At 72.5% G+C, this 14,027-nt stretch carries 7 protein-coding genes; 2 read left to right on the top strand and 5 right to left on the bottom strand.

All coding sequences use genetic code 11. The annotated features are described in order from the left end of the window. Positions 1–73 precede the first annotated feature (73 nt). The 5 genes from ACIBKX_RS06745 to ACIBKX_RS06725 form a co-directional block, all read right to left on the bottom strand. Positions 74–2,323 carry a CDP-glycerol glycerophosphotransferase family protein gene (locus tag ACIBKX_RS06745; protein WP_399375655.1) on the bottom strand — a complete coding sequence of 750 codons (2,250 nt, stop codon included), beginning with the start codon at positions 2,321–2,323 and terminating at the stop codon, positions 74–76. A gap of 186 nt (positions 2,324–2,509) precedes the next feature. Continuing rightward, a complete protein-coding gene (locus ACIBKX_RS06740; protein WP_363272039.1) occupies positions 2,510–3,412 on the bottom strand; it encodes a carbohydrate ABC transporter permease in 903 nt (300 codons plus the stop codon). A 180-nt stretch (positions 3,413–3,592) separates the two neighbouring features. Then, entirely contained in the window at positions 3,593–4,942 is a 1,350-nt protein-coding gene (locus tag ACIBKX_RS06735) for a carbohydrate ABC transporter permease (protein ID WP_399375654.1), read from the bottom strand. Positions 4,943–4,948: 6 nt separating this feature from the next. Beyond that, on the bottom strand, positions 4,949–6,346 hold the full coding sequence (locus ACIBKX_RS06730) for an ABC transporter substrate-binding protein (protein WP_363272038.1): 1,398 nt from the start codon (positions 6,344–6,346) through the stop codon (positions 4,949–4,951). Positions 6,347–6,614: 268 nt separating this feature from the next. After that, complete coding sequence (locus ACIBKX_RS06725; RefSeq protein WP_363272037.1) at positions 6,615–9,803, bottom strand: FHA domain-containing protein; 3,189 nt, start codon at positions 9,801–9,803, stop codon at positions 6,615–6,617. A 417-nt stretch (positions 9,804–10,220) separates the two neighbouring features. Here ACIBKX_RS06725 and ACIBKX_RS06720 point away from each other — a divergent pair, with 417 nt between their 5' ends. Both ACIBKX_RS06720 and ACIBKX_RS06715 read left to right on the top strand, forming a co-directional pair. Next, positions 10,221–11,903 (top strand): protein kinase, encoded by a 1,683-nt coding sequence (locus ACIBKX_RS06720; RefSeq protein WP_363272036.1) that lies wholly within the window; start codon positions 10,221–10,223, stop codon positions 11,901–11,903. 190 nt (positions 11,904–12,093) lie between these two features. Continuing rightward, positions 12,094–13,329 (top strand): serine/threonine-protein kinase, encoded by a 1,236-nt coding sequence (locus ACIBKX_RS06715; RefSeq protein ID WP_363272035.1) that lies wholly within the window; start codon positions 12,094–12,096, stop codon positions 13,327–13,329. Positions 13,330–14,027: the final 698 nt, after the last annotated feature.

The following is a 14,027-nucleotide window of genomic DNA, read 5'->3' as shown; positions in this document are numbered from 1 at the left end:
CCTGGAGATGGGGGGAGGCTGACAGTGCTGCGGTGCTGCCGGACGTGTGGGGGCCGCCGGACGCACGGTGCCGCTACAGGCGCGGAGTGGGCTCGGTGACGTCGGCCCGGGGCAGCGGCTCATCGGCCACCCCCGCGGCCGGCGCGGGGTGCCGCTCCGCCAGTGGCGCCACAGACGGTAGACCCCCTGCCTCACCGAGCACCACATGCCTCACAACTCGTTCAGCGGCCCGTCCGTCGTCGTACACGCAGAAGCGGTCTCGGAAGGCCGCGCGCAGCTGGGCCGAGCGCGAGCCGCGCCAGTGGCCGGTGGCGAAGATGTCGGTGAGTTCGTCCTGGCTGCGGGCGATGGCGCCGGGCGGGAAGGCGCGTACGTCGAAGTAGGTGCCGCGGGCGGCTTCGTAGGCTTCCCGGTCCTCGGCGTGCAGGACGATCGGCCGGTCGAGGTTGGCGTAGTCGAACATCAGGGAGGAGTAGTCGGTGACCAGGGCGTCGGAGGCCAGGCAGAGGGACTCGATGCTGGGGTGGTCGGAGACGTCGATGAGCCGGCCGGAGGTCGCGGCGAGGGGTGCCTTGTAGGTGTGGTGGGCGCGGGACAGGACGACGAAGCGGGGGCCCAGCGCCCGCAGGAGGCGGTCCAGGTCGAGGGTGTGGAGCTGGGTGGTGCGGTAGTCGCGGTGGGTGGGCGCGTAGAGGATGGCGACCGTGCCGCGGGGGATGCCGAGGCTTTCGCGGAGCCGGGCCACGTCGGCGGAGGTGGCGCGCTGGTAGATGTCGTTGCGCGGGTAGCCGTATTCGAGGGTGGTGTAGGCGGCGGGGTAGACGCGTTCCCAGACGAGTGTGGAGTGGCGGTTGGCGGACAGGACGTAGTCCCATTTGTCTACGTTCTTCAGTAGTGCTCCGAAGTCGGTGCCGCGGGCGGCGGCGGGGCGGTCCTGGAGGTCGAGGCCCATTAGCTTCAGGGGTGTGCCGTGCTGGGTCTGGATCATGATCTGGCCGGGTCGTTTGACCAGTCTGCGGTCGAAGTTGACGTTGTTGACCAGGTACTTGGAGCGGGCGAGCGCGGTCCAGTAGGCGGCCGTGCCGGGGCGGATGCGGCCGGTGGCGGTGGGCAGGGTGTGGTGGTGGGCCTGCTCGGCGATCCAGGCGGTGCGGATGTGCGGTGCGTGTTCGCGTACGGCGGCCTCCAGGGCCCCGGGGTTGCAGCCGTAGCCCCGCCCCCAGTACGCGGAGAACACCGCGCGGTCCGAGCGGAGGGGGAGGCGCAGCTGGATGCGGTAGTGCAGCTGGAGCAGCGCCCCCCTGATCTTGCGGCGCACGGCGGCGGCGTACCGCCTGGCCCTGGTCCGCACCCGCATGGCCGTCCACAGGGTCCGGTAGGTGCGGTGCGAGCCGAGGCGTACCAGGGTGTGCCGCAGCCGGTCGCGGGTCCGCACGCGGGCGCCGGGGACGCGGTAGCGGCGGTAGTGGGTGCGGGCCTTGCGCAGGAAGTCGGGGCGGCTGCCGCGCGGCAGCCGGTTCCGCTTGGTGAAGATCACCGAGAGGTGGTCGACCATCCGCCGGAACAGCACGGGCCGCCAGGCCGCCGAAAGCTCCGGGCGCTCGTCGAGGAACGCGAAGACCCGCTCGTACTGGTCGAAGATGTCGAAGTGCCTGCGGGTCGTGGTGCCGAGGATGTTGCCTCCGCGCCGCTGCCGGTAGTGCAGGCACACCCGGTCGAGCGTGGCGATCGAGTCCGCCGACAGCATGACCGGGAAGGTCCAGGGCGTGTCCTCGTAGAGGCCGGGCGGGAAGACGAAGCCCTCGCGCTCGATGAACTCCCGGCGGTAGGCCTTGTTCCAGGCGACCATGAGCAGCCGCAGCAGGGCGGGCCGGTCGGCGAGCCGGAAGGGGGCCTCGCCCTCCTCGTCCAGGAGGTTCGCGTACTGGTTGCGGACGGTCTCGCCGGACCAGTGGCTGCGCGCGTAGTCGTAGACGAGGACGTCCGGCTCGTCCGTCTCCTTGAGGCGGTCCGAGATCGCGTGCAGGGCATCCGGGGTGAGGGTGTCGTCGCTGTCGAGGAAGATCAGGTAGTCGCCGGTCGCGTGCTCCATGCCGGCGTTGCGGGCGCGGCCGAGCCCGACGTTCTCGGCGAGGTGGACCGCCTTGACCCGGCCGTCGCCGACCGCGAACTCGTCGATGATCGCGCCGCAGGCATCCGGTGAGCAGTCGTCGACCGCGATCAGTTCGATGTCCGTGAACGACTGGTCGAGGACGGACTCCAGACATGCGTGCAGATACGCCTGCACCTTGTACACGGGGACGATGACACTGAACCGGGGCAAGGGACATCCATGGGTCGGCGCGGGCATACTGCCCGAAAACGCCCCGGGGGCCGGTCGGGTTACGCCGGATGCGGCAGACGGGGGACAGACGCGGACGGGGCGGCCCGGTCACAGGCCGCCCCGCTCGCCGTACGTATACTCAACAGCTTTGATCTCCGGGCCATTTGACGGTTGATCTGAAACTGTCTACTTGACCGCGCCCGCCATCACCCCGGACACGAACTGCCTCTGGAACGCGAAGAACACGGCCAGCGGGATCACCATCGAGATGAACGCGCCCGGCGCCAGGATCTGCACGTTGTCGCCGAAGGACCGCACCTGCTGCTGGAGCGCGACCGTGATCGGCGGATTCTCCGAGTCGGCGAAGATCAGCGCGATCAGCATGTCGTTCCAGACCCAGAGGAACTGGAAGATGCCGAGCGAGGCGATCGCGGGCGCGCCGAGCGGCATCACGACCCGTACGAACAGCCGCAGTTCACCGGCGCCGTCCAGGCGCGCCGCCTCCAGGAGTTCGCGGGGGATCTCCGCGAAGAAGTTCCGCAGGAGGAAGATCGCGAACGGCAGGCCGAAGGCCACGTGGAAGACGACCACACCGGTCGTCGTCTCGAAGATGCCGATCGAGCCGAAGATCTTCGACACCGGAAGCAGCGCCACCTGCACGGGCACCACGAGCAGCCCGACGACCCCGAGGAACCACCAGTCGCGTCCCGGGAACTCCATCCAGGCGAAGGCGTATCCGGCGAGCGACCCGATGACGACCACGAGCAGCGTCGCCGGGACGGTGATCATGATGCTGGACAGGATCGAGTCGGTGATCGTCTCGTCCTTGAGCAGGTTGCTGTAGTTGTCCAGCGTCATCTGGGACGGCTTGCTGAACACCGTCCACCAGCCGCTCTCGGCCATGTCGGACGAGGTGCGCAGCGAACCGAGCAGGAGCCCGACCGTCGGCACCAGCCAGAACAGGCCGATGACGACGAGGAAGACGCGTACGGCACTGCTGCTGAGGGCGCTGGTGATCCGCCCGCCGAGGGACTGCTTGGCCTTCACCACTTCGGTCTGACCGCTCACCGCTTCGGACTGGGTGGTCATCGCCGGGCCTCCCGCCGAAGTCGCCGGATGTTGCTGTGCTTCCCCGGGGGATAACCCCCGGACCCCCAGCCGGATCGTGGGTGACGCATCATCGCCTTCCCTCTCGCCGGAGCCGCCGAATGTTGCTGTGCCTTCCCGGGGGATAACCCCCGGACCCCCAGCCGGATCGTGGGTGACGCATCATCGCCTTCCCTCTCGCCGGAGCCGCCGAATGTTGAAAAGCATCACCGGGATCACGAGCAGGAACAGGAGCACGGCGATCGCGCTCGCCACTCCCGAGTCCTTGTCGAGGAACGCGGAGTTGTAGAGCTGAAGGGCAAGGACGTTCGCGTCGTCCTTCGAGGAGTTCGGCGCGATGATGAAGATCAGGTCGAAGATCTTCAGTACGTTGATCATGAGCGTGACCGCGACCACGGCGAGCACCGGCGCCAGGATCGGCACGGTGATCCGGCGGAACACCTGCCACTCGTTGGCGCCGTCCACGCGCGCCGCCTCCAGGAGTTCACGCGGCACGCTCGCCAGGCCCGCCGCGATCAGGACCATCGCGAAGCCCGTCCAGATCCACAGGTACGAGCCGATGACCGCTGGCGTGATCAGGGAGGGGCCGAGCCAGTCCACGCCGTTGTACGGCTCGCGGAAGTTGGAGGCGGGGAGGCGGAGTTGGGCCCCGTCGGCCTCCTTGGGGAGGGCGAAGGTGCCGTCGGCCGCCGCCTCGGTCGAGGCGACCACCTCGCCGCCCTTGACGGCCTCGATCTTGATGCCGGGGTAGCCGAACTCGGCCTTGTCCGGGGCGTTGACCTCGCCCCGGCCCTTGCCGCGCGTGAAGTCCTGCCAGGCCGTGCCGGTCACCTTGTCGGGGTCGGGCTTCGGTGCGGCGGCCGCCTTGGCGTCGTCCGGCATGTTGTCCGGGGCGACACCGGTGAGGGGGAGAACGACGGGGGTGCCCGCGTTCACCGTCTTACGGGTGATGAAGGCACCCCCGTCCGCCGACTTCAGCGGCGACTGCGTACTGGGATGCGCCTGCGGGAAGGCCGACGACTCGGCGAACGTGTCGTGCGCCGTCACCAAGATCGCGTTGGCGACACCCCGGTCGGGGTCCGACTCGTACACGAGCCGGAAGATGATGCCCGCCGCGAGCATCGAGATCGCCATCGGCATAAAGATGACCAGCTTGAACGCCGTCCCCCAGCGGATCCGCTCGGTGAGCACGGCGAAGATCAGGCCGAGGCCCGTCGCGACGGTCGGGGCGACCACCACCCAGATCGCGTTGTTCTTGATCGCGGTGAGGATGGTGTCGTCCGTGAACATGGTCTTGTAGTTGCCGAACGCCGTGAAGTCGCCCGACTCGTCGAAGAAGCTGCGGAAGACCGAGTACCCGATGGGGTAGAGGACGAGCGCGCCGAGCAGCACCAGGGCGGGCAGCAGGAACAGCACCGCCACGGACCTGCGGGTGCCGGTCACGCTCTTGCGCGACTTGCCGGCCGGGGGCAGCGCCGCGCTCGGCGTACCCCCGGCGTTCGCGGACGCCATCGCGCGTCAGTCCTTGTAGGCCGCGGCGGCGGCCGTCTCCAGCGCCTTCTGTGTGCCGGCCACGTCCTTCGGGTTCTTCAGGAAGTCCTGCAGCGCCTTCCACTCGCCCTTGCCGGGCGTGCCGCCGAAGGCCTGCGGGGCCTGGTCGGACATGTCGTAGCGGATGTCGTCGCCCGCAGCGATGAGTGCCTTGGCGATGGCACGCTGCACGTCGTTCGGGTACACCGCGAAGTCCAGGGCCTTGTTGGGGGAGACGAAGCCGCCCGCCTCGGCCCAGATCTTCGCCGAGTCCGGCGAGGCCAGGAAGGTCAGCAGCGCCTGCGCGCCCTTGCTGTCCTTCAGCGCGACGGCCGCGTCACCGCCGACGACCGCGGGGGACTCTCCGCTTCCGACCGCCGGGAACGGGAACACCTTGGCGTCCGTGCCGATCTCCGCCTTCGTCTCCGAGATCGGCAGCGAGACCATGTCGCCCTCGAAGACCATGCCGGCCTTGGGCTGGTCGCCGCCGGTGAAGGTCTGCTTCACGGAGGCGGGGAACTCGGTCTGCAGCGCCTTGTCCGCGCCGCCCGCGACGAAGCCCTTCTTCCCGAAGAGCTCGCCGAGGGTGGTCAGCGCCTTCGTCACGGAGGGGTCGGTCCACTTGATCTCGTGCTTGGCGAGCTGGTCGTACTTCTCGGGCCCCGCCTGCGAGAGGTAGATGTTCTCGAACCAGTCGGTGAGGGTCCAGCCGTCCGCGCCCGCGACCGAGATCGGCGCCACCCCGGAGTCGTACACGGTCTGGGCGGCCTTCATGAAGTCGCCCCAGGTCTTGGCCGGCTTGACGCCCGCGTTGTCGTAGACCAGCGCGTTGTACCAGACCAACGACTTGTTCGCGGCCTTGAAGTACACGCCGTACTGCTTGTCGTCGACCGCCCCGAGATCCTGCCAGCCCTGCGCGTAGTTCTTGTCGAGCTGCTTCTGCGCCTCCGGTCCGACCGGCTTGGCCCACTTGTTCTCGACGGCCTGCTCGATGGCGCCGACCTGCGGGAGCATCGCCACGTCCGGCGGCTGGCCGCCCGCGACCTTCGACTCCAGGAAGCTGATGATGGGGTCCTGTGCGGGTACGAAGGTGACGTCGGCGCCGGTCCTCTTCTCGAACTCGTCGAGAACCTTGAGGAAGACCTTGCGCTCCGAGCCGCCCCACACGGCGGCGACGGACACCTTCTCCCCGTCCAGTTTCGGAAGCTTGACCGCGGCGGCGCTTTCCTTGCCTCCGCCGTCCTTGTCCCCGCCGTCCTTGCCGTCGTCGTCCCCGCCGCAGGCGGTCATGGTGAGCGCGAGCGCTCCCGCGACGGCCGCTGCGGCGATCTTGGCGGTGGTACGCCGATGGTGCGGTGCCCTGCGTATACGAAGAGTGCTGCGCATCACTGCCCCGTTCTCTGCCCGGACGAGTCCCGTGCGGCTTTGTCTACGCCCGCCCGGGGAGCACCGGCAAGAGCGCCAACCACGTCAACTGCGTGATCGTGATGGCGTTGTGACGTGGCGTCATCGGCTGCCCGTCCAGGTTGTGGGCAGGTGTTCCGCACGGCGAGTGGGGTCTCCCCTGCTCGAGCGAAGCCGAGAGCTTGGGGAAGGGTGGGCACAACCCGCGGCGCCGGGCACCGATGAAGCAGGGCCCGGCGCAGGCGCAGTGCTACAGCAGCGACGGCACCTCGTCCGCAGCAACGGACCGCGCCGCCCTCTCCAACGCGCTGGCCAGCAACGCCAGATCAGTAGGGCCGTTCCCCAGCTCGCGAACAGGCCGCCGCGCCGGCGGATCCCCCATCCGCTCCCACTCCAGGGGGACAACGGTGGGCCGCAGCGTCGCCGTACGAGGAATCCGCCCGGTGACCCGCCCCGCCTGGAAGGCGACCACCCGCCCCTCGGCCGTACGCAGCTCACCGCGCCCAGGAGCAGGCTCCTCCGCCCCAGGGGAAACCGCGTCCAGAACGATCCGCGACGACGCCCGGCCCCCGACCTCCGACTCCGCCATCCGCTCCGCACGCCCCGAGGCCGCGGCCGTGGCCGTAGCCACGACATGCACCCCCAGCCGCTCCCCGTCCCGGGCCACCGCTTCCAGCGCCCGCACGACGGACCCCGCCGCAGGCCGCCCGGGCGACCCCAGCGCAGGTGAAAGCAGTGCGTCGAAGTCGTCGACAAGTACGACGAGTCGAGGCAGCGGAGGCCCCGGCTCAGGCCCCTTCCGCGCCCCGGCGGGCCGCAACCGCATCGTGGAACTGGGCGGCGGATCAAGATCCCCGTCGGAACCGGCAACCGGCCGCGCGGGCTGCGCCGCCGCCACGGAGCCCCCGGCCCGCTGCCCGACCAGTCGCCCGGAAACCTCCTGCCGCGTATGCCACTCGGCAAAGCCCAGCCGCCCCAGCAGCTCCGCCCGCCGCTTCAGCTCGGCCGTCAGCGACTGCGCGAACTCCCGCATCCGCACAGGGTCGTTGGCGGCGAGGTAGGTCGTGACATGCGGCAGATCCGTGCAGGCGGAAAGCCCCTCACCGAGCCGCACATTCCCCCCGCTGGTCCCGCCGACCGCGCTCCCCGTGCTGTCCCGCCCGTCGATCAGCACGATTCCCAGCCGGTCGGGCCGCTCGGCCGCCGCCAGCGACGCCGCGACGGACCGCAGCAGCTCCGTACGCCCGCTCCCCGCGGGGCCCTCGGCCAGGAGATGCGGCCCCTCGGCGGCGAGGTCCACGACGACGGGCCCCCGTGGCCCCGCCCCGAGCACCGTCCAGGCCCGCCCGCCGAGCGCCTCCGGATCATCGGCGGCGGCCGCCCAACGGGCCATCAGGGATGCCGGCGTGGCCCGAGCGAGCCCCAACTCGTCCAGAAGCCGCGCCATTTGGGGCAGCGGCGCGGACACGCGCGCGTGCCCCTCACCGGGCGCCCCGTCCGTGCGGAAAGGCGCCAGCGCGCGGGCGAACCGCTCGGCCCAGGCCTGCGACACCGCGTCCACCGCGGCTATCGTCCCGTGCCCCACGGGCTGCCCGTCCGCCGTGCGCAGCAGCCGCAGCGCCGTCGCCACGTCACCGCTGAGCAGCGCGACGGCACCGCAGGCCCGGAAGGCGGGCGACACCGAGCAGGCCGCTTCGTACGTCGCGGACACCGGGGACGCGGGCGAGGCGGCCGGCGTCTCGGCGAGGCAGACGACATGGATGCCGGCCGCGCGCCCGTCCCGCGCGAGCCGCACCACGGCCTCCCGCAGATCGGCGGAGCCGGGGTCGCCGTCCACCACGACGACGGTGCGGGACGACGGGCCTTCGGCGGACTCGGCCCGGCCCGCCCCCGAGGCGTCGGCCAGGTGGTCCTCCAGGCGGCGCAGCAACTCGTCCGTACGGGACAGGGCCTGCTCGCGGTCGTAGGCGAGCAGCAGGCGGCAGTCCTGGCCGTGCGTGGGCCGCAGATGGGGCAGCCAGCCGAGCCAGGACCACTCGGCGACCCGCTCCGGCAGCGGCCGCGCCCGGTCCGCGCCGAGCAGCACGAGCTCCAGGGTGTCGGGGGAATGCAGCGCGGCGAGCTGGGCCACCACCGCGCGGGACAGGCCCGTGAGCCGCTCGCGCGGTCCCGCGAGGCCGAGCGCGCCCGCTTCCCGCAGGCTCACGGTGACGGGGACGGCGGGCAGCAGGCCCCGGTCGTCGGGGGTGGCCCGGTCGACCGTGCCGAGCCGGACCGCGAGCGCCTCCGGGTGGCCGGGACCGCGCTCCCAGAGGCGCGGGCCGGGGCCGAGCGCCGTCAGGAGCAGCGCGGCGGGATCGGGCCAGGACTCCGGGGTGCGCGCGGCGGCGGCCACCGCGAGGTCCTCCGGGGTGGGTCCGGCGGCCGGGTCGGGGGACGTGGCATCGTCCCCGGTGTCGTACGCATCGTCGTACGCGTCGTGACCCGCCTGTGCGTGCTCGTCGTCCCGCCCGCCGGTCAGCCGCCGGGCCCATGCGGAGAGGCCGCCGCGCTTGCGCAGGCCGCGCGGCACGGTCGTCCCGCGCGGTGGCGTCCCGGTGCGGGTCCGCTCGGCGTCGGGGGCGCCGCCCTGCTGGGGTACGAGCGGCGCGTCGGCGGCCGAGGTCTGTCCCGCGTGCGCCCCGTCGTGACCGCTCTCTCCGGAGGCGCCCCAGCTCGCCGAGCCGTACGCGTGATGGGTGGCGTCGACGGGGCCGGACGACTGTGGGGCGTCGGCGGCCACGCGGGTGCGCACGCGCACGTGCCCCTCGCCGTCCGGGGCCGTCGCGGGCGCACCACCGACGGTGTCCCCGCCGGTGAGGCGGAGGGCGGACTCGCCGATGCGCAGCAGGGAGCCGGGGGAGAGCCGGACGGGGCGGCCGGTGACCTCGCGGCCGTCCACCGACGTGCCGTTCGTGGAGTCCAGGTCCGTGACCGTCACCCGGCCGTCCGGGCCGAGCGTCACCGCGCAGTGCAGCCGGGACACGTCCGGGTCGTCCAGCGGGACGTCCGCGTCCGCGGAGCGGCCGATGCGGATCTGCCCGCCGTGCAGCAGGTGCACACCGCCCGCGTCCGGGCCCGCCACCACGTGCAACTGGGCTGTCGCGCCCGCCAGTTCGGGCCCCGGCTCGGCGGGGGAGCCGAGCGAGAGCACCGCTCCGTCGATCAGCGGGGGCTCGCCGAGGGTGCTGCGCTGGGCGTCGAGGCGCTCCGCGTCCGCGTACAGGACAAGGGGTCCTTCGCCGGCCGCCACGGCCGACGCGAGGCCGGAGGCGACGGCCGCGAGCGAGGTCCCTGCGGGCGCGGTGACCAGCACGTCACTCGCGCCGCGGGCGGCGGGGCCGCCTTGGGGCTCGGTCTGGCCGCTGCGCGGCCCGAGGACGGTCAGCCGGATCTGCATCGCCGTCAGCGGTCCCTTCTGCCCTTGCCGCCGGGCAGGGGGACTCGCGCTGTGATTCCCCCACCACACACGGGCACGTCGGCCGGTATCGATACGCATCCTCGCACCTGCCACTGACAACACGCCCGGCGGCCACCCGTAAGTGATCTTGATTGGTCGGCTCTGCTCGGAAAAGTGCCTGCTTGGACCGTTGCGATCACTACTCGCGCGTCAGTGACGGAGGTCAATTCGCCGCCACCCGGCAACCAACGGCCCCGGTCGGGCGTCTTTCCACCGAACAACGATCCGGACACCTTGGGGTCGGGGTGGAATGTGACCCGCCGGTGCCCCGTTCGGCGGCATTACAGTGGGTCGGAACACCTTCCGGCGGGTAGCCGGGTCCGGACAGACCAGCCAGATCAGCAGGGAGCGCATGACGTGCGGCCGGTAGGCAGCAAGTACCTGCTCGAGGAGCCGCTCGGGCGCGGCGCCACGGGCACCGTCTGGCGAGCCCGCCAGCGCGAGACCGCGGGCGCCGAGGCGGCCGTCCCCGGCCAGCCGGGCGAGACGGTCGCGATCAAGGTCCTGAAGGAAGAGCTCGCCAACGACGCGGACGTCGTGATGCGCTTCCTGCGGGAGCGGTCCGTCCTGCTCAGGCTCACGCACCCGAACATCGTGCGCACCCGCGACCTCGTCGTCGAGGGCGATCTGCTCGCCCTCGTCATGGACCTGGTCGACGGCCCCGACCTGCACCGCTACCTCCGTGAGAACGGCCCGTTCACGCCGGTCGCGGCGGCCCTGCTCACCGCGCAGATCGCCGACGCGCTCGCCGCGAGCCACGCGGACGGCGTCGTGCACCGCGACCTGAAGCCGGCGAACGTCCTCCTGAAGCAGTCCACGGAGGCCGACGGCGGCGCGCTGTACCCGATGCTCACCGACTTCGGCATCGCCCGCCTCGCCGACTCCCCGGGCCTGACCCGCACCCACGAATTCGTCGGCACGCCCGCGTACGTGGCGCCGGAGTCCGCCGAGGGCCGCCCGCAGACCAGCGCGGTCGACATCTACGGCGCGGGCATCCTGCTGTACGAGCTGGTCACGGGACGTCCGCCGTTCGCCGGGGGCTCCGCACTCGAAGTCCTGCACCAGCACCTGAGCGCCGAGCCGCGCCGCCCCTCCACGGTCCCCGGACCGCTGTGGACGGTCATAGAGCGCTGCCTCAGCAAGAACCCGGACCACCGGCCCAGCGCCGAGAACCTCGCGCGCGGCCTGCGGGCCGTCGCCGAGGGCGTGGGCGTGCACGCGTCCAGCGCGCAGATCGCCGCCGCGGAGGGCGTGGGCGCCCTCCTGATGCCCGATCCGGCGCCCGCGACGGTTCCGGGCACGGCCGGCGCCGCCGACCCCACGCAGGTGCTTCCGAGCAACGCGGGGTCGTACGACCCGAACGCCGCGACGAGCGTCATGCAGAACACCGGCCCGGGCGCGGGCCCCGGCTCCGGAGACGCCGACCCGACGTCCGTACTGCCCTCCGGAAGCCACGGCGCCGCCGACCCGACGGCCGTCATGCCGCCGGTGCCGCCGAACCAGCCCGGTGCGAACCCGGACGACCCGCACCCCTGGCAGGGCCAGATGCGGGCGGCCCGCGACCGCAACGAACAGACGCAGGTCCAGTATCTGGACCCGAGCCAGGACCCGCTGCGCCGCCGCCCCCAGCGCCAGGTGGCCCGCCCCCAGCAGCAGCCGCAGCAGCAGCGCCAGCAGTACGCGCCGCAGCAGCAGCGCCCGCAGCAGTACGCTCCGGCGCCGCAGCCCCAGCAGCAGCCGCGGCCCTACGCCGCGCCGCCGCAGCAGGCGCCGCCCCAGCAGGCGCCGCCCCAGCAGCCGCCGGCCGGGCGTGCGCCGCGCGAGCCGCGGCAGCGCAGCGCGAACCCGATGAAGATCCCGGGTCTCGGCTGCCTCAAGGGGTGCCTGTTCACGATCGTCATCCTCTTCGTGGCGAGCTGGCTGATCTGGGAGCTGAGCCCGCTCCAGGAGTGGATCGGTACGACGAAGGGGTACTGGGACCAGCTGACGGACTGGTACGACACGGTGTCCGACTGGATGGGGAAGTTGGGCGGCAACTAGCACGCGCGACATGAGGCCGGCCCGGGACCACTGGTCCCGGGCCGGCCTCTGTTTTTCGGTCTCTTCTTGACGAATCCCCTCCCGACTCTGGGGATTTGTCGACACCTGTGGGGTGATTTCTGCTCCTGGAGTGAAGGTTGGCGTCGAGGCCGCGTAGTTTTGTCGCCAACACGCATCCGTAGGAGCAGTCTTGACTCGCAAGATCGGCAGTCGGTACACCGCCCACCAGATCCTTGGTCGTGGCAGCGCCGGCACGGTGTGGCTCGGCGAGGGGCCCGAGGGGGCCGTCGCCATCAAGCTCCTGCGCGAGGACCTGGCGTCCGACCAGGAGCTGGTCGGCCGCTTCGTCCAGGAGCGCACGGCGCTGCTCAGCCTCGACCACGCGCGCGTGGTCGGCGTCCACGACCTGGTGGTCGACGGCAACGACCTCGCGCTCGTCATGGACCTCGTCCGCGGCACCGACCTGCGGACCCGCCTGGACCGGGAGCGGCGGCTCGCCCCGGAGGCCGCGGTCGCGATCGTCGCGGACGTCGCGGACGGCCTCGCGGCGGCGCACGCGGCGGGCATCGTGCACCGTGACGTGAAGCCCGAGAACGTACTCCTGGACATGCAGGGCCCGCTCGGCCCCGGCGGCTCGCACCCGGCACTCCTGACGGACTTCGGCGTCGCCAAGCTGATCGACTCCCCGCGCCGGACCCGCGCGACGAAGATCATCGGTACGCCGGACTATCTGGCCCCGGAGATCATCGAGGGCCTGCCCCCGCGCGCGGCGGTCGACATCTACGCCCTCGCGACGGTCCTGTACGAGCTGCTCGCGGGCTTCACGCCGTTCGGCGGCGGCCACCCCGGCGCGGTGCTGCGCCGCCATGTCACGGAGACGGTCGTCCCCCTCCCCGGCATCCCGGACGAGCTGTGGCAGCTGATGGTCCAGTGCCTGGCGAAGGCCCCGGCGTCCCGCCTGCGCGCCTCGGAGCTTGCGGCGCGCCTGCGGGAGCTGCAGCCGCTGGTCGCGGGCATGCCGCCGCTGGACGTGGACGAGCCGGACACGGAGCCGCTCCCAGAGGAGGAGGCGGAGGAGCCCGCCGCCGAGCCCACCCCGGGTGCCCCACGCCGCGGCGCGGTCCCGCTGGTCCCCGGAGCGGCCCCCGACTCCAACCGGGACACCCACACGTCGATGCGCGTGCCGGGCCCGGACGAGCTGGCCGGCGGCGCCCGCGGCACCGCCCGCGCCCCCCGCGCCACCGGCACCGCCCGCCCCGGCTCGGCCCGCCACCGAGCATCGGCCCGCCGCCGAAGGATCACCCTGGGCGTGGCGGGAGCGGTCCTGGCGGCAGCGGCGGGCATCGGCACCTGGGCAGCAACCAGCGACAACGACGCGGACGCAACCCCCCAGGACACCAAAAACTCAACCCCAGACTCCCCCTGACCAGCCCACCCGGTCCGGCAACTACCGCGCCCACTGCCTTGGCGGCCCCGCCCTTTCGGCGGCTGCCCTGCCCGCTGCTTTGGCTGCGCCGCCCTTTCGGCGGCTGCCCTGCCCGGTGCCTTGGCCGCCGCGCCCCTCCGGCGGCTGCCCCGCCGGTCCCTTGCCGTGGCTGCCCTGCCCGGCGCCTGCCGCAGCCGCCCAGTCCCTCCAGCGGTTGATCCGCCGAGCCTCGCCGTGGCTGCCCTGTCCGGTCCCTGCCGTGGCCGCCTTGCCCCTCCCGTAGCTGCCCTGCCCAGCCCCCCGCCGTGGCTGCCCTGCCCGGTCCCCGCCGCAACCGCCACACCCCTCCTGCGGCTGCTCCAGCCGGCCCTTGCCCCAGCCGGCCCCTGCCCCACCCCTGCCGAAGCCGCACCCCCCAGCCCTTGCCGCTGCCCCCCACCCCTGCCGAAGCCGCCCCACCCAGCTCCTCCGACGGCCGCCCCGCTCAGCCTCAGCCGTCCTAGACCTGCCCAGCCCCAGCCTCCAGCGCCACCCCTTCCCCCACCCGCACCGGCAGATTCGCCCCGCCCACCCCAGCTCTTCCTCTTCGGGGTAATCGGGTGGGTGGGCGGGAGAGATCCGGCGCGGAGCGGCGGGCCAGGCTCCGCCACCCTGGCGGCAGATGCACGACGGCGCGCCCCCCGGGAGGCAGGCCCCGC

The sequence above is a fragment of the Streptomyces sp. NPDC050658 genome, assembly GCF_044457025.1.
Classification (GTDB): domain Bacteria; phylum Actinomycetota; class Actinomycetes; order Streptomycetales; family Streptomycetaceae; genus Streptomyces.
The sequence above is the reverse complement of the archived record's forward strand: the minus strand, read 5'-3'. Positions and strand labels throughout refer to the sequence as shown.